At 44.5% G+C, this 16676-nt stretch carries 13 protein-coding genes and 1 other annotated feature; all 13 genes read left to right on the forward strand.

Annotated elements, in window-relative coordinates; translation table 11 throughout:
- Positions 1–299 precede the first annotated feature (299 nt).
- The 13 genes from BLCOC_RS01480 (at position 300) to BLCOC_RS01540 (ending at position 16666) form a co-directional block, all read left to right on the forward strand.
- A complete protein-coding gene (locus BLCOC_RS01480; protein ID WP_165907191.1) occupies positions 300–4973 on the forward strand; it encodes a carbohydrate binding domain-containing protein in 4674 nt (1557 codons plus the stop codon).
- A 49-nt stretch (positions 4974–5022) separates the two neighbouring features.
- Positions 5023–6060, forward strand: a complete 1038-nt coding sequence (locus BLCOC_RS01485; RefSeq protein WP_115624139.1) for a peptidylprolyl isomerase — start codon at positions 5023–5025, stop codon at positions 6058–6060.
- Positions 6061–6223: 163 nt separating this feature from the next.
- Complete coding sequence (locus BLCOC_RS01490) at positions 6224–6739, forward strand: hypothetical protein (RefSeq protein ID WP_131918308.1); 516 nt, start codon at positions 6224–6226, stop codon at positions 6737–6739.
- 39 nt (positions 6740–6778) lie between these two features.
- Positions 6779–7096, forward strand: coding sequence for a hypothetical protein (locus BLCOC_RS01495; RefSeq protein WP_131918306.1), 318 nt, complete (start codon positions 6779–6781; stop codon positions 7094–7096).
- 18 nt (positions 7097–7114) lie between these two features.
- The gene (locus tag BLCOC_RS01500; RefSeq protein WP_115624142.1) at positions 7115–7615 is read left to right on the forward strand and encodes a hypothetical protein; all 501 of its coding nucleotides are present in this window, start codon (positions 7115–7117) and stop codon (positions 7613–7615) included.
- A 26-nt stretch (positions 7616–7641) separates the two neighbouring features.
- The gene (locus BLCOC_RS01505; protein WP_115624143.1) at positions 7642–8166 is read left to right on the forward strand and encodes a hypothetical protein; all 525 of its coding nucleotides are present in this window, start codon (positions 7642–7644) and stop codon (positions 8164–8166) included.
- Between the two features lie 45 nt (positions 8167–8211).
- Positions 8212–8352 (forward strand) — a sequence feature (ribosomal protein L10 leader region).
- 63 nt (positions 8353–8415) lie between these two features.
- Positions 8416–8916: a 50S ribosomal protein L10 gene (rplJ, locus tag BLCOC_RS01510; RefSeq protein WP_115624144.1), complete on the forward strand. Its 501-nt coding sequence runs from the start codon at positions 8416–8418 to the stop codon at positions 8914–8916.
- A 70-nt stretch (positions 8917–8986) separates the two neighbouring features.
- On the forward strand, positions 8987–9361 hold the full coding sequence (gene rplL, locus BLCOC_RS01515; protein WP_018596966.1) for a 50S ribosomal protein L7/L12: 375 nt from the start codon (positions 8987–8989) through the stop codon (positions 9359–9361).
- Between the two features lie 396 nt (positions 9362–9757).
- On the forward strand, positions 9758–10624 hold the full coding sequence (locus BLCOC_RS01520; RefSeq protein ID WP_115625519.1) for a tyrosine-type recombinase/integrase: 867 nt from the start codon (positions 9758–9760) through the stop codon (positions 10622–10624).
- A gap of 340 nt (positions 10625–10964) precedes the next feature.
- Positions 10965–12215 (forward strand): AfsR/SARP family transcriptional regulator, encoded by a 1251-nt coding sequence (locus BLCOC_RS01525; protein WP_115624145.1) that lies wholly within the window; start codon positions 10965–10967, stop codon positions 12213–12215.
- A 129-nt stretch (positions 12216–12344) separates the two neighbouring features.
- On the forward strand, positions 12345–15350 hold the full coding sequence (locus tag BLCOC_RS01530) for a prealbumin-like fold domain-containing protein (RefSeq protein WP_115624146.1): 3006 nt from the start codon (positions 12345–12347) through the stop codon (positions 15348–15350).
- Between the two features lie 15 nt (positions 15351–15365).
- Positions 15366–16061 (forward strand): hypothetical protein, encoded by a 696-nt coding sequence (locus BLCOC_RS01535; RefSeq protein ID WP_115624147.1) that lies wholly within the window; start codon positions 15366–15368, stop codon positions 16059–16061.
- Positions 16058–16666: a BsaA family SipW-dependent biofilm matrix protein gene (locus BLCOC_RS01540; protein ID WP_115624148.1), complete on the forward strand. Its 609-nt coding sequence runs from the start codon at positions 16058–16060 to the stop codon at positions 16664–16666. Before BLCOC_RS01535 ends, BLCOC_RS01540 begins: the two co-directional genes overlap by 4 nt.
- Positions 16667–16676 lie beyond the last annotated feature (10 nt).

Consider the following 16676-nt stretch of genomic DNA (forward strand, 5'->3'; position numbering starts at 1 on the left):
TTTCTGACAGGGTAACTGACAGGCTGCTGAAGACACAGGAAACTTGCAGGCAGGTCCAGTGTAAGCAACAGTTTGGGTATATAAATGAGAGCTAAAATAAAGTTTTAGTAAAAAGGTTGAAAATGTTAAAAATGTGGTTGGATTTGAAAAAAATCAGTGCATCTATTGTGATACTATATAAAAAATGGAATAAATTTTCCAGTTAATAGTGCAAATGACAGGAAATAGAAATGGAGGGGGAATGGGGATTACAAGAAGTGAATAAGAAATAGACAAATATGAAGGAGGAAAAGGTCAAAATGATGAAAAAATGGAAAGCAGGAGTTTCCATGCTAATGGCAGCAGCTATGATCGTGGGAAATATCTCTGCAGCTGTGCCGGTTAAAGCAGAACCCGCAGCAGATCTGCTTGTAAACGGAGGATTTGAAGAAGAAAATTTAAACGGATGGATAAAGAACGATTGGTGTATGAGCGGAGGGGCATCCATGGAGAGGGTCGATGGCAGCACTATCCAACCGGCCGAGGGAAACTATTGTCTGAAAGAGGAACCGGCTCAATTCGGCTCCCAGGTCACCCAGGATATTGGGCTGACGGCGGGAAAAGATTATTGGCTCACCGCACAGATTTATCAGACAGTATCCGGTTCCTATTCCATTGGTTTTCATGAGAATGAAGGTAAAAACGGTGATCCGCAGTTTTACATTGAACCTCAGAGTGAGGTGGAACAATGGGTTAAAGTCGCTGTACGCTTTACCATGTGGGAGAATGCCCAAAAGCCAAATCTCTATACCTGGTTAAATGCCCAGTCGGGAACCGCGTATGCGGATGATATAAAGCTGTATGAGGCCCCGGATCTGTCCTCTCTGGAGGAACAGATCGCCAATGCCAGGGAAAAGCTGGGACAGACGGATGTCTACACCGAGGATTCCCTGGCTGCGCTCCGGGAAAAGACCGATGAAGCGGAAACATACACAGATGCGCATTCCTATGGAGCGGCCCAGAAGACACAGGAAGATGTCAATGCCATGGCAGGAGAATTGGAGACGGCTGTCAGCAGTCTTGAAAAACAGCAGGGCACCCAGGAGCAGACAAATCTTCTGACAAACGGAGATTTCTCAGACGGCTTAAACGGCTGGGGAAAATGGCCGGAGAGTGCTGTGATCACCATAGATGAAGAGGAGGGTGTAACCCACAGCTCCTTTAATGCGGCCTCCGCGGCAAACGGGATCAACCGGAATGTGGATGGTCTGGAGCCGGAGGCGTGGTATGAACTCAGCGGAGAGGTTTATGCGGATAACAAGGGAGCCATCTCCATTGCCCAGAAAAAACCACAGACAGACAAGACAGATAAGTCCTTTGTTGTTAATGAAAAGATCAATGAGTGGGAAATGATATCTCTCAAATTCCAGATGCCTGCGGGCCAGACATCAAAGAATATAAGTATCTGGCTGGATAAGGGAACAGCGAAGGCCAGAAATATCAGGCTTGTAAAAACAGACGGCCCAGGCAGTCCGGATAAACCGGGAGATGACTCTCTGATCACCAGCAGCGAAACCTTTTATATTGATGCCCAGAACGGCAATGATGAGAATGAGGGAACTTCCCCGGATACAGCGTGGAAGACATTTGCCAATACCAAAAGGCTGCGCCTTCAGGCAGGAGGAAAGCTTCTGCTTAAAGCCGGCTGCACATGGAACGGAGAGCAGCTCAGTATTTGGGAGGCAGCAGGAACCCCGGAAAATCCTGTTCTTTTAGGCCGGTACGGAGAGGGAGATGATCCCATTATCAACGGAGCAGGGAATCCGTGGCAGACCGATAAAAATGCCCCGAAGCAGGATGTGGCAGCGGTTCATGTTTACAATTCCAAATATATCACGGTCCAGGATCTGGAAGTCACCAATACGGAAAAAGATGAAGCGGACCTGGTCAGTGACAATGCCAAAAAGAAACAGAGCCGATATCTGCTCACAGGTATCCTTGTTGAGAATCATGACGCAGGAGACCTGCCGGGTGTTGTAGTGAGAAACAACTATGTACATGACGTGAACGGCTACATGCAGGGCGGAGCACAGAAAGGTTCAGGAGGCCTGATCGCTCTTGTCACCGGAGATGCGGTTGAATCAAAATATACGGATCTGACCATTGTGGGCAATAAAGTGGAGAATGTCTGCCACGAAGCAATTTACATGGAAAGTTCCTGGGCGTCCAGAGTGTTGGTTGGCGGCAGCGGAGCACAGGATGCAGGAAAAGGAAAATGGGTAGGATGGCCCAATGTATACGTTGCAGAGAATTATGTCTATGATGTAGCTGGTGACGGTATTGTCCTTATTAACGCAGACGGCGGTATTGCGGAGAAGAACCTTGTGGTAAAAAGCTCCAGCGAGGACTGGGACTACAGCAGAAACCCTGCCCATGCGGCAATCTGGATGTGGGACTGCAATAATGTGACTATGCAGTATAATGAGGCAGCCCATACGGAGAGCTATCAGGATGGTATGGCTTTTGACTTTGACTACGGCAACCAGAACGTAATGTACCAGTACAATTACAGCCATGACAACAAAGGCGGATTCTGGATGGCATGTCCGGGACCATATTATACAGTAAATGCAGTTGCCAGATACAATATCAGTGTTAATGACGGCCTGTTTGACGGCGCGCGCATTATGCGTATCGGCGAGCGGGGAAGCATTGGGCACCAGGTTTACAACAATACTATCTACTGGGATCATGATTATAAAGTCAACGCTGTAGAGCAGGCAACCTGGGGAACCGCTCCTTCCAGCGGTACAGACATTTACAATAACATTATCTATGGAAACAGCGATACCTTTGTGAATAATGAAGGTGTAACATACAGCAACAACTGTATATACGGTACCATTGCCGATGTCTATCCAAAGGATGAGGACGCGGGTGTTATCATCGCTGATCCTCAGTTTGAAAATCCTGAAAATTATACAGACGGCAGTTTCTCCGATGGAACTGTGACTCTGGGAAGTGCGGAAGGATTTAAGCTGAAATCCACATCACCCTGCATTGACGCAGGTATTGACTATATGGACCCACCCCAGGAGTCCTTAAAAGCAGTGGAAAGCGAATTAGTTAAGACACAGATCACCATAGAAAATAAGGACTATGCCGGAAACCCTGCACCTTACTCAGAAGGAACGGGAGCAGCACTGGTAGATATGGGGGCATTTGAGTATCAGGGTGAGAGTACAGCCCAGAGACCTGAGGTGGACAAGTCCTATCTGGAAGCGCTGATAACTATGGCAGAGGAATATGATGAAGGTGCATTTGACGCTGCCACATTTGCGGAAATGAAGAAAGTGCTGTCAGCAGCCAAAACAGCCATGAACCGCCCTCTCGTCACACAGGAGATGATCGACAGTTATGTTGGAAGTCTGGAGAAGGCAGTGCAGGCATTGGTGAAAAAGGAGGATATCAAGGAAAATACGGCTGAGACCGCAGACAATGTTCTGGAATCTTATAACTCGGAAAATAAAAACGCGGATTTTGAGGCCGGAAGCCCAGGAGACTGGGGAAACTGGCAGAGTATAGTATCGGTGGTAAAAGGTGATGCACACAGCGGTGAATACAGCCTGAAAGTAGACCAAAAAAGTGTGGGAAATACTGCCTATTCGGAGCTGGGAGGAATACCTGTAACACCAAATACAGATTATATCCTTGAAGCATGGATCAAGTGCAGTGCATCAGATACTGGAAAAGTTGCTGTAGAGGCCAAACACCATAACAACGTCACCGGCAAAGGCGACATTAAGCTTGGAAACGCCCATCCTGAGTCCGAGACAAGGGGGGGAGAGTGGAGAAAAGCACGTTTGGCATTTACAACACAGGGTTACGATAAGATAAGTATCAGCATTAACAGTGACCTGGCATCTGTTCAGTTGGATGATGTAAGTCTGTATGAGAGATATACCATAACAAAAGAAAATCTGGATACATCAGCAGTGGATAAGGCCCTGAAGCTGGTGCCGGAGGAAGAAGAAACGGCCTATACAGAAGAATCCTGGAAAAGCTATCAGGACGCGGTGCTGGCAGCTAAACTGGAAAAAGTAAATGTAGAAGCTACACAGCAGTCCTTAGACAAAGCAGCCAATGCTCTTGAGGCGGCATTCCGTGCTCTGGTAAAGAAAGCAGATGTTCCTGTCTTGGACAAAAAGGCTCTGCAGGAATTATATGATGCCCATAAGGATGATAAGCAGGGGAACTTTACAGATGAATCCTGGAAAGCGTTCAGGGATGCGCTGGCATATGCCAAGGAGGTTCTGGACAACGGAACCGATCAGGCGAAAGTAAATGAGGCAAAGACAATGCTCGAGGAGGCGCTTAGCGGTCTTAAGGAAAACCCGGAGGAAAAGACAGACAAGAGTGCCCTGGAAAAACTGTATAATGCCCATAAAGATGACAAACAGGGCAATTATACAGATGAGAGCTGGAAGGCATTTACAAAGGCCAGAGAGAATGCGAAAAAGGTATTAAACGATGACGCCGCATCCCAGGAAGACATCAATAAAGCTGTATCCGCTCTTAACAGCGCCCTGTCAAATATGAAGGAGAAGACAGATGAGGAAGATAAGGCGGATAAGAGTGAACTTCAAAAGCTTTATGACAAGCATAAAAATGATAAGCAGGGCAGCTATACAGATGCCAGTTGGAAGCAGTTCCAAAGTGCTATGGAAGCAGCCAAAGTTGTACTGGATAATGAGGATGCGTCACAGGCAGATGTAGACAAGGCTGTGGATTCTCTGGAAAAAGCAGTGAAGAATCTGAAGAAAAAGACAACCGGCACTTCTACACCTAAGAAGAATACCGGTTCATCCGGCACGAAGACAGCCAAAGGTGCCAAGACAGGAGATGAAACACCTCTTGCACTGCTCATGGGTCTTCTGGTATTATCAGGAGGAACAGCAGCAGCTATTGGAAAGAAACGTAAATACGGGAAATAAAAAGAAGTATGGGAGCTGTCTTGGCAGCTCCCATTTTCAGGAGTGACGGATGCGGAAAAAATATATTGTAAATATTGTTTTTGGAATTGTGCTCCTGCTTTTGGCAGGGTTGATTTTTTATCTCAGGTTACGAAAACCGGAGGAACTGCGCACAGTGATGGAGATCAATGGACAGGAGGTTGCAAAGGAAGAGTATCAGCTTGTAATAAAGCGGTACCAGGCTCAGGTAAAGAGTCAATATTCCACGGAAGAGGCCAATCAAAAGGATTTCTGGACAACAGAGAAAGATGGCGGGGCGCCTCTTGCGGTTATTATGAGCCTGGCAGAAGAGGATTTAATACAAAAGAAGACGGCTGCGTCCATGGCAAAGGAAAAGGGAATAGATGCGGACATGGACTATACCTCCATAAAAGCCTCCCTGGAGAAGGAAAATACCTCCCGCTCAGGAAAAGAAGATTCAGGTAATGTGACGTATGGCCTTTCTTCCTATACAGAAGGTGATTATTATCAGTATGTATACACTGAACTGGAAGCGCAGTTGATGGAAGTGCTGAAAAAAGAGCAGGATATTACCCGGGAGGAGTTAGAGGCTGCCTATCAGGAAAGCAGGGATGCTTACAGTTATGAGACGGGTGTGACCATGCTTATAGCTGAGACAAAATCTGAGAATGCTGCACTTCTTCAGGACGCTGTGAAATCGATGGAAGAAGGGAAGAGCAGGGAGGAACTCACAGAGGTTTTCCCGGATATAAGTTTTTACGAACTGGAAATGAACACTTTGGACACACAGGAGGGAAAGAGTGGTGTCTACAGTATACGGTGGATACTGGCCTCTGCCATGCGGGAGGGCGAAATAAGCCAGCTCTTCACTGCAGGGCAAAACAGCCTGGTCATGAAGTGCCTTAAAAGGGAGGATGATGGAGTTCTGCCTTTTGACCAGATAGAAGGTACCTTAAAGAGCCAAATGCAGACAAAAAAGGCATCAAGTGTTATAGAAAATGAGGTAAAGAAAGCAGAGGTAAAAGAAAAAAGAGGCAGGCTGGAGGCAGCGGCAAAGGAAATTCTTTTACAGCAGCAGGACGAGTAAGAGTCCCGGAATGGCTTCTTAAAGAGGCTGTTCCGGGGCTTTTCTCTTCTGCCCAGTAACAAATATTTAAGATGGATTTTACTTGCTCTTGAAGACGGATCTTCCCGGTTCGCTGTATACTTGTGCTGTAATAAAAAATCATAATTGATCCCAAGGAGGAAACATGATGAGAAAAAGAATTACAGCAGCCATTTTAACAGCAGCTATGTGCATGGCCATGCCTTTGACTGCCTTTGCGGCAGAAGATACTGTGTCCCAGGACCAGGAGATCAGCGCGGTGCTGACAGCAGATCCTTCCTACACTGTGACGATCCCGGCCTCTGTATCCATGGGGAATGAAGGCACCACAGTGGATGTAACAGCAGAAAACGTAGAAAACATTCCGGAAGGCAGGAAAATTTCCGTGACTATTGCGGGTACAAGTGCTTACAGGAATCAGATGGTGCTGGAGGGCGATACATCACCGAATACATCTATCCGCTATCAGATCATCTCCGAAGCAGGGGAGACCATTGAGACCACAGGTGATAAAGATCAGGCAAACGGAAGAGAAGTTGTGGCATTTACCGGAAACGAGACAAAGCAATATACGATCAAGCCTGTGATCGCAGGAAGATTTGAATACGGCGTGGCTTATACGGGAAGTATCACTTTCGGAATCCAGCTTGCTGACAACTAACATGCAGCACCTGTTATATGTGGCAGGAAAGGAGCTGACATGATGGGAAAAGGAAAACGGATGATGGTTCTGGCACTTTCTGTTCTGCTGGTGTGCACTCCCGTCTGCGTATACGCGTCCTCCAGCAGCCTTCATCTATATACGGAGAAGGATAAGACGGCTGACACTGTAAAAAAGAGCGCGGCGAAAAACAGCACGGCGAAAAACAGGACAGGCATAACCTCGGGCACTGCAGCCAAGACAGGAGATGACAGCCGGACAGCAGGTCTGCTGGCTGTGTGTCTGACGGCGGGATGCGTTATATACCTTGCGGCCCGGCAAAAGAAAAGTGGGCAGGATCTGCAGAAAAATGAGTAGATAAAAAGGATGAGAAATATGCAGAGTAGAAATATAAAGAAAGCAGCTTTTATTGTGCTGGGGATCGTTCTGGCTGTGAGCCTTGTGGTGTCCGTGGTTCTGTTTGGTAGAAAGACAGCCCAGGGTAAGGATGCCGGACGGGGACTGGTGGTTTCCTCAGACGTGTCCGACTGGGACAAGAATCTGGAGGACAAGTCAGGCGATACGCCGGGGATCAAAATACCCGGATATGGAGAGCTGACAATAGACCGGAATGCGGAAAAGTTTCAGATGAGCCTGGTAAATCCTGAAGGCAATCCCTGCTACTTTAAGTACACCCTGGAGATTCCGGAGACATCAGAGGTTTTGTACAATTCTGATTTAATAGAACCAGGCAAGGCCATAACAGAGTTTGCGGTGGAAAACCTGCCGGAGCAGGGCGATTATGACCTTTATATAAATATAAGTACATATTCCTTAGATGAGGATCTGGAATCCATGAACGGCGCCCAGGTGAAGACTATTCTGCATGTTGTATAAGATGTGAAAAAGAGGAGGATAATGTCATGATAAAAGGCAGAAAGATAATGACGGCAATTTTGACAGCGGCGGTGTGTGCTGCGTTTCCAATGGCAGCCCAGGCTGACAGTTCATCAGTGACAAATCTTACATTATTTGAATCCGCCGAACCGGCATACACTGTCACAGTACCGGAAAACGTTGAGGTAGCCGCACAGGGAAATACGGATGTGGCAGTTAAGGCCGAAGCTGTCAAAAATCTGCCCCAGGACAAAAAAATATCCGTAACACTGGCAAAGGGCAGCGGTGTGTTTGGAAGACTTTACCTGACCGCAGAGAATCCTGAGAACCCGGAGGGAAAACAGCTTACCCTTACCCTGTATGTAACAGGTACAGATGGAGAGCCTAAAATGGGAGCACTGGAAAATCAGATCAAGGGTATGGAGCTGGCTGCGTTCACGGAAGACGGAAGCCAGAACTATCAGCTCTCTGTTGCCCCAAGCCTGACACCGGTAAAGGGAGCGCAGTACAGCGGTTATCTTGTGTACGGCATTGAAATGACAGATAAATAAAATTTATTAAAAAAGTGCTTGACATTACTTGTCCTGCATGGTATTTTAATACAGGAATAGCTGCCGAAGACAGCAGGTGCCGTGAGGCATAAGGACAAAACGCCTGCCGAGGAAAGATTCATTCTTGCAATTATTAGGATTGATGAAGCCTCTCTGTCTATGCAGAGAGGTTTTTTTCGTACTAATCGTTGAAGTACCTTTCGATATATGAGCAGCGCAGCCTAAAAAAATAAGGAGGTGCACTAATTCATGGCAAAAGTAGAACTCAAAAAACCGGTCGTAGAAGAGATTGCCAGCAGTATTAAAGATGCCGCATCTGTAGTGTTAGTAAGCTACAAAGGTATCACTGTTGAGCAGGATACAAAAATGCGTAAGGAATTAAGAGAAGCTGGTGTTACTTACAAAGTTTACAAAAACACAATGATGAACTTTGCTTTCAAAGGAACTCCTTGTGAAGAATTATGCCAGCATTTAGAGGGAACAAACGCTTTAGCAGTATGTATGGAAGACGCAACTGCTCCGGCAAGAATCCTTGCAAAATATGCAAAGGAAGTTCCGACTCTGGAATTGGTAGCAGGTGTTGTTGAAGACGCTTACTACGACAAGGCAGGAATCGAGGCACTTTCCAAAGTTCCTTCAAGAGAAGAACTGCTTGGAAAACTGCTTGGAAGTATCCAGTCTCCTATCACAAACTTCGCTCGTGTGCTTAACCAGATTGCTGAACAGCAGGGCGGTGCAGCAGCAGAGTAAGTCAATACGCTGACAAAGTCAGACGTACTATCAAATGAAAAATAAAACAAAAAATTGGAGGTAAATAAAAATGGCAAAATTAACAACAGCTGAGTTTATTGAAGCTATCAAAGAGTTATCTGTATTAGAATTAAATGAATTAGTAAAAGCTTGCGAAGAAGAATTCGGTGTATCCGCAGCAGCAGGCGTTGTAGTTGCAGCAGCAGGTGATGGTGCAGCAGCAGCAGAGGAGAAAGATGAGTTTGATGTAGAACTGACAGAAGTTGGTCCTAACAAAGTTAAAGTTATCAAAGTTGTTCGTGAAGTTACCGGCTTAGGCTTAAAAGAAGCTAAAGAAGTTGTAGACGGTGCTCCGAAAGTCCTGAAAGAGGCTGCTTCCAAAGCTGAGGCTGAGGAGATCAAGACTAAACTTGAAGGCGAAGGCGCTAAAGTTACACTTAAATAATTTCGCTTATAAGAATCCCCGGGAATGCCTGTGTATCAGGTGTTTTCGGGGATTTTTTACTGCCTGTGAAAGCATCTCTCTTTGATTGGTATTTGCCCGCCCATTCTACATTTCCGCAAACCATTTGTCATGGATCAATTCCCAGAACTTTCCGGAGTATTTATAATGTTTTGAAGTGTTAAGTCTGCTGAACTATAATTAGACAAATTAATATATTTTAAGTATGGATAATATATATGCGGACAGGTTGAATACAATCTCCGGGGCAGGAAAAGCTATAAGAAGATGGATATAATTATACAATACTGGGGTAATAAGTATAATAGTAGATTTGGTGCTGAAAAATAAAATATTTAAAAAGATGGGGTGTAGCTAATGACGGAAAACAGGGGTAATATGGAACATGAAAATGCGTATAAGGTTTATAAATTTGCGGATTATCTATTTGAACAGGAAAAGGCAGAGGCGACAGTAAAAAAATACACGACAGATATTTTGACATTTTATAAGTTTCTTGGGGCAGAACGGGAAATTGATAAAACAGGACTGCTGCGGTATAAAGACTGGCTCCGGGAAAATTACGCAGTTAACAGTGCGAATTCTATGATTGTGGCATTGAATTGTTATTTGGATTTCTGTGGAATACCGGAATTAAAGATAAAGGGATTCAGGGTACAGCGGCAGATGTTTCTCCAGCAAAATAAGAAAATGGAATTATGGGAATATAACCAAATGGTAAAGACAGCAAAAAGCAGCGGAAAAATCCAGTTATCCCTTATTCTGCAGTCTATATGTGCTACTGGTATAAGGATATCGGAACTGAGATTCTTTACAGTGGAGAACTTAAAAAAAGGAAGGATTCTTATAGATAATAAGGGGAAGATTAGAACCGTTCTTCTTCCGGAACAACTAAAAAAACGTCTTCTGTACTTTGCTGTTGTCACAAGTAATATTAAATCAGGACCTGTATTTATTACAAGGAGTGGAAAAATAAAAGACAGAAGTAATATATGGAGAGAAATGAAAGAACTGGCGGAAGAAGCAAACGTGAGCCATCAAAAAGTTTTCCCCCATAATCTGAGACACCTTTTTGCAAGGACTTTTTATAAAGCGACAAAGAACTTGGCGGCCTTGGCTGATCTGTTGGGGCACAGCAGTCTGGAAGTGACCAGAATATATACAACAGATTCTGCTTCAGAGTTTCAAAATATTATAGACAGCCTTGGACTGACAGAAAGTTTAACGGAAGCAATTTACACATAATATCAATTATGTTGTTTAAAAAAGTACATAAATTGTTTTTAATATAATTCAGTTTACGTCATTTGGAAAAATTTGTCAATATACCGTATACAACTGGCGGTTTTTGGTATAAAGATTTCGCAGTATAATACAGATAACCTATGCATGTATAGAAAGCAGAGGTTATTTTTCCATTTACATTTCAAATCGTAGTCTGTAAAAATCCCTATGGTCCATAAGAAAATATTATAAAAGAACAGATTACAACATAATTGATAATATGTTGTAAATATTTGAGTGCACAAAATGTTTATACAAGGTATGGAAACGGAATAACGTAAAGTTTTGAAAGGATATACCTATGGATAAGCAAAATGTACTGAAAGTATATTTGTTTGGCAATATTTCAATTGAATTTCAGGGAAAACAACTGGCATCCAGAAAGAACAAGGCAACCAAGGCAATGCAGCTTCTGCAAATCCTTTTTTATAAATATCCGGATGGAATTGAGCGTCGGGAATTGCTGGATTGGCTGTATGGGAGGGGCGAAGTCTTGGCAGACCCTTCCAATAATCTAAGAGTATTGCTGCATAGGCTTAGAAAAATGCTTCAGGACTTTGGACTGCCGGGTGGAGAATGGATATACAATGACGGGAAACGGTTTTACTGGAAAAGTGATTTTCCGGTATGGGTGGATGTGACGGCATTCAACAGCCAGATCCTTTACGCGGATGAGGCAGAACAGGCAGGTGAAGGAGATGAGGCTGCGGTATGCAGAAAGCGGGCCTGTGACCTTTACAATGGAGATTTCCTCTCTGTTATGGGGGGAGAAGACTGGGTGGTCGTGAATGCTGTGCACTATAAGCAATTATATGAACAAACCCTGGAAAAATTATGTCTGTATTATAGAGAACAGAAAAAATATACAGATTTACTGCCGTACGTTATCAAGGCGTGTGAACTCTATCCCTTGGATGAATGGCAGGTATGGAAAATAGAATGTCTTTCAAAAATGGGCAGATATCAGGAGGCTCTGAAGGTATACAGGGATGCATCTAATCTGTATTTTGATGAACTGGGTATTCCGCCATCGGAAGAACTGGTGTGTCAGTTCCGTGAGATGAGTCGTCAAATGGATTATGAGCCTCAGGAGATTACAGATTTTAAGCAGGAAATCCGTGAGAAGAAAAAATCCTTTGGCGCTTATTATTGCACAATGCCCAGTTTTATAGATGGATTCCGCATTATGCGCAGGATGATGGAGAGGAACGGACAGTCTATTTTCCTGATGCTGTGTTCGATCACTGACGGATACGGAAACCCTATGGAAAATAAGGAAAAGCTCAAAATTATGTCAGGAGAATTGAATGAGGTGATAAAGAACAGCCTGCGCAGAGGAGATGTCTATACAAAATGCAGTCCAAGCCAGTTTATGGTTTTGCTGCCGGGGATCAATGAGGAAAACTGCAGCATTATCAAAGACCGTATAGTAAAAAAGTTTTCAGCAGAGCATAAATACTGGAAAAATTGTATTCAATTTTATGTCTCATCTATTGTAGATCCCGAGGAATTGGAGTGGGATTTTTCTGATATGAAGTTATACCGCAGCTGATATCTTTTCAGCATTTTTTTGAATTTCCATGTAATGGGAGATGTTAATGGTTCATTTGCTATACTTTGCTAAAACAGATGATAAAAGAATAAGCTTGGAAAATTCATGCAGAGAGTGAGTGGGTGAAGAATGAAAAAATGGATAAAAAGAAGCGGCGCGCTTTGTATGGCTTTGCTGATGGGATTTTCAGTTCCTACATCAATATTAAAAGCGGATGCGGATATAATTATTGAAGAAGCAGCAGGCGCGGTGACAGGATTAAAGAGTCAGGAGCCTTGCGGACCGGGAGTGAACAAGGTATCAGAAGTACAGAACATAGAAGATGATGGGGCACAAACAGATGATTTGATACAAGCAGAAGATGGGGCACAGACAGAAGATGCGGTACAAATAGATGGTAAGGCACAAACAGATGGTAGAGTACAAATAGATTGTACAGTAAAAACAGATGGTTCAGAACGAACAGATGGTATGGAACAAGCAGGTGTTACGGTACAAACAACGGAAGAACAGAATGCGGAAGATGAGTCTGCGGAAACGGAACCCGGACTGACTGGTGTACAGGAGGGACTATCAGCTCCGTCAGAGGCAAAAATATTGGAAGCAGAAGTTGGAGATACAAAAATTGTGTTGACGGCGCCAGAGGGAGCGTTTGATGTTCCATCAGAACAGGTTTCTATGACTGCAGAATTCCTGAGTGAGAAGCAGCGGAACCTGGCAAATGAGCTGCTTAGTGAGAATTTGGCAGGTGATAACCAGGTTTTTCTTGGATATGTACTGTATGATATTAAATTATGGTATCAGGGTGAAGAGATTCAGCCCAGAGTTCCGGTGGAAGTCAGTTTTTTTAACACAGGTCTGGGACGAGAAAGAAATCTGGACGGGGAACTGGAACAATTTATTATCAGACTGGATGAAAAGAAAAAATCTGTAGAAAATGTAGCAGGCACGATTGAGGATGACGGTACCCTTACATTAAATGCCGATCATTTTACCCTGTACGGTGCGGCAGAGACTATGGCTCTGCGGGCAGGGGAAGCGTCGAATGTGATTCCTTCTCATGGGGAGGCCAACCAGTGGCAGATCGTGTCAGGGGGTTATTTGGGTAATACAACCGACAAGAAGGAGCCGTCCTCAGGCAGTGATGTAAAAGTGCAGAAAAATGTGATCCCGACGGATACAGAAAATGAGTTCTATATATATATATCTATGGATAAAAAAATGAGCTGGAAAGAAATTCTGGATGCCAGCACAGTAAACCTGACCACACAGGGAAGCTGGGGCAGGGATGAACTCGGGAATGTGGTCAATGTGACCAGTATAGGAGGAAATAAAGGAAGTATTAGTCTAAACGGAACAGGCCGCAGGTATACAGCCCGAATAACAATCGTAAAAAATGGGATGGTTTTGTACGTCTATCAACAAACAATGTTTGGGACAACACCAAATGCCAGCAATTGCACAGGATATTTAACCGGACTGCCGGGACTGCCCGGAAAAGCGGTAATCGTTGCGGAATCAACGAATTTGCATGAGGATGGTAATGGCAGCGGACAGATGCTGGAATTTACAATTGATTTAGATAAAGTACACATGGATTATTCTGTTGGAGATATCAGCCTGAACAATGTAACAGATCCAATGGGAAATAATATCCTTTATGAAAATGAAGAGTATGCGGATGGAAAGATAGAAGCAGATACTGGTTCGGCAGTAAACTGGCAGATTGCTGAAAATGAGCTGGTGGAAGGCAGCACTATAGTTACAGGCTCGGGGTCAGCGTCGCAGATTACCGGTTTTTATCAGAATATTGCACAGGCAGTATATAAGATACGGCTGGATGTGGAAGGTCCGTCTTTTGTATCTGGAAACATTTATGTAACGAATGGTGATACCATATTGTATTACAACAGGACGGATGGCGGAGTGGCAATGCCGGATTCTGATGCGCGGCTGTCCTTCACGGTGCCGGAGGTGAAGGGAACCCTGTACAATCTGCAGTTTACAAAAAAGGACAGCGAGACCGGACAACCGATCGAAGGAACTGAATTCCAGCTGAAAGGAATTTACAGCCTGTCCGAAAAGGAATATTCTGAGAAGGCAGTCTCGGATAATAACGGCACAGTCAGATTTAAGGATTATCCGTGGGGTACTTACAATCTGAGTGAGTTGTCTGCACCGGAGGGGTATGATATCACAGTTGAGCCAAAAGATTACACACTTTGCTACACAACAGATCCGAATGATTTGGAGAAAGAAAACAGCGGCGGGAACTATAAACTTAAACCGTCAGTGATCGGAAGCGCGGGAATTATTACGAACCGGCCGTGGGGAACAGCCGAGATTGAAGTGCAGAAGGTTGTTGAAAATCCGGAAAAGATGATCAGGAAATATGGGAACGATGTAAAATTTCCCATGGAGCTGAGCCGGTCAGATGAGAAGTCGGAATTAGTTGGAAACCCGGAGCTTTCCTTTGCACTGGTGCATGAGGAGACCACAAGGTTTAATTTGAAAGTATCATATTCAGGAGCAGTCCTGAATATTACAGAGGCATTGGATAAGATCAGTGTGGATGGAAATAACATAAGCGAATATTTTACTTTCAGGTCAGCGGTCATAGAAACACTGCAAGATAACAGTGATGCGGCAGGGTCTGCCAGTGCGGAAGAAAAGGGCACCGGCTCTGATATCAGGATATATCCCGGAAATAAGATAAAAGTTATCATCACCAATACCTATGTGCCGAAAGAAGGGCAGTTCCGTCTGAAAAAAGTAGTAGATGGCGGTAATCTACAGGAAAAACAGGATTTTGAAATAAAAGCGTCACATGAGGGTTATACCACATCGGTCATGCTGGCTGATAAGGAAATCAGCGGCTTCATAGTATTTGAAGACACACAGATGGTGTCAGTAGAGGAAGTTGTCCCATATGAGTATCAATTGGACAGTATTCAAGTGTGGGATGAGACAGAAAAGAAATATCTGAACGACAGAGTAGAAAGTGATGGGCGCGTGCGTGTGGAGCCTGATGATGATCTGATCATTGAAGTCCATAATACCTTTAGCCACCAGGGGTATTTTAAAGGAAGGGCGGATAAAGACAATCATTTCACTGCAAAATCAGTTCAACGGTAAAGGAGCATGGTGATAATGAATAAGAAGAAAGCAAGGAGTGGGATACTGGGAATCTCAGCGCTTCTGTTTTTAACTGTGCTTCTGGCAGGCGGAACTTATGGCTGGCTGAAGCAGGAAGCAGAAGTAAACAATGAACTGGCGTCTCATACCACGGAAGTGACAATTGAGGAAAAAGAAACAGAATTCCAGGTTGAGAGTAATACGACACAGGATAAACATGCTGCTTTAAAAAACAGCGGCAGTTCGGCAGTGCTTTTGAGAATTGCGTGCGCGGAAACCTGGGAGGCCAAGGGAGAAGGCGGAAGCGTTTATCTGCTTTCCAATCAGGTTGGCGGCATTGATGTGGCAGAGAAAAATTGGACAGACCTGGGCGTGGAGAATGATGAGCTGTGGTTTGAAGGAAAAGACGGATGGTTTTATTTCAAGAAGATACTGCTTCCGGGAGAGACAACAGGTGACATACTTGAAAGCGTGACGTTTCCGTCATTCACAGGTGATTATGAGATTTACGGGGGTGCAGAGTATCATCTTGTCTTCCGGGCAGAAGTAGTTCAGGCCAGCACAACGGCAGGAACGCTTAACGCTGCGGAAGTGAATGCAGATGCGGCACGGACTGTGTTCGGCATGACGGTATCGGTTGACCCGGGCGGCAGCGGTGTGACGTGGAGCAGCGCTGCGCCCCGGAACAGCGGGGAGGGAAACAGCAGATGAAATTAAAAAACAGGTATAAAATAATAATAGCGGTTTTTGTGTGTCTGTTTACCGCAGGAGCCACGCTGGCTTATTTTTCCGAAAATCACAGTATCCAGAATCGGTTTTCCACACTGACGCCTGAAATGCAGATAAAAGAAAACTTTAATAGAGAAGACAAGTGGCTTCCTGGAGAAGAAAAACTGAAAGAAGTAAAGTTTAAAAATTCAGGACAGAGTGCTGCCCTTTTGAGATTCAGACTGGAAGTGGATACGAAAGATTCCGGAGTGGAGGGAAAAGATATTATACTTTGGGCAGCAGAAGATTTTCCGGAGTTCTGGACACCCGGAGGAGAGAATGCAGAAGGCAGGGTGACTTTGGAATCTGATACATGGTACTATTTTACCCGGGTGGCAGAGCCGGGTGAGACTACACAGGTGACCTTAGAATCTGTCAGCTTTAACAAAGAGCTGAGTAATGACAAAGCGCATGACACAGATGTATCAGGGAAACAAATAGATGTTAAAGTAAAAGCGGAAATGATACAGGTAAGCACAGAAGCAGCACAGACTCTTTTCGGGAGAACCTATACACTGTCGGAAAATGATCAAATCCAATGGCAATAAAAAACAGCCG

The sequence above is a fragment of the Blautia coccoides genome (genome assembly GCF_034355335.1).
Lineage (GTDB): Bacteria > Bacillota > Clostridia > Lachnospirales > Lachnospiraceae > Blautia > Blautia producta.

Excerpts from the sequence above, each read along its gene's own strand:
- BLCOC_RS01480 (WP_165907191.1), top strand. The coding sequence starts at position 300 with ATGATGAAAAAATGGAAAGCAGGAGTTTCCATGCTAATGGCAGCAGCT.
- BLCOC_RS01485 (WP_115624139.1), top strand. The coding sequence starts at position 5,023 with ATGCGGAAAAAATATATTGTAAATATTGTTTTTGGAATTGTGCTCCTG.
- BLCOC_RS01490 (WP_131918308.1), top strand. The coding sequence starts at position 6,224 with ATGATGAGAAAAAGAATTACAGCAGCCATTTTAACAGCAGCTATGTGC.
- BLCOC_RS01495 (WP_131918306.1), top strand. The coding sequence starts at position 6,779 with ATGATGGGAAAAGGAAAACGGATGATGGTTCTGGCACTTTCTGTTCTG.
- BLCOC_RS01500 (WP_115624142.1), top strand. The coding sequence starts at position 7,115 with ATGCAGAGTAGAAATATAAAGAAAGCAGCTTTTATTGTGCTGGGGATC.
- BLCOC_RS01505 (WP_115624143.1), top strand. The coding sequence starts at position 7,642 with ATGATAAAAGGCAGAAAGATAATGACGGCAATTTTGACAGCGGCGGTG.
- rplJ (WP_115624144.1), top strand. The coding sequence starts at position 8,416 with ATGGCAAAAGTAGAACTCAAAAAACCGGTCGTAGAAGAGATTGCCAGC.
- rplL (WP_018596966.1), top strand. The coding sequence starts at position 8,987 with ATGGCAAAATTAACAACAGCTGAGTTTATTGAAGCTATCAAAGAGTTA.
- BLCOC_RS01520 (WP_115625519.1), top strand. The coding sequence starts at position 9,758 with ATGGAACATGAAAATGCGTATAAGGTTTATAAATTTGCGGATTATCTA.
- BLCOC_RS01525 (WP_115624145.1), top strand. The coding sequence starts at position 10,965 with ATGGATAAGCAAAATGTACTGAAAGTATATTTGTTTGGCAATATTTCA.
- BLCOC_RS01530 (WP_115624146.1), top strand. The coding sequence starts at position 12,345 with ATGAAAAAATGGATAAAAAGAAGCGGCGCGCTTTGTATGGCTTTGCTG.
- BLCOC_RS01535 (WP_115624147.1), top strand. The coding sequence starts at position 15,366 with ATGAATAAGAAGAAAGCAAGGAGTGGGATACTGGGAATCTCAGCGCTT.
- BLCOC_RS01540 (WP_115624148.1), top strand. The coding sequence starts at position 16,058 with ATGAAATTAAAAAACAGGTATAAAATAATAATAGCGGTTTTTGTGTGT.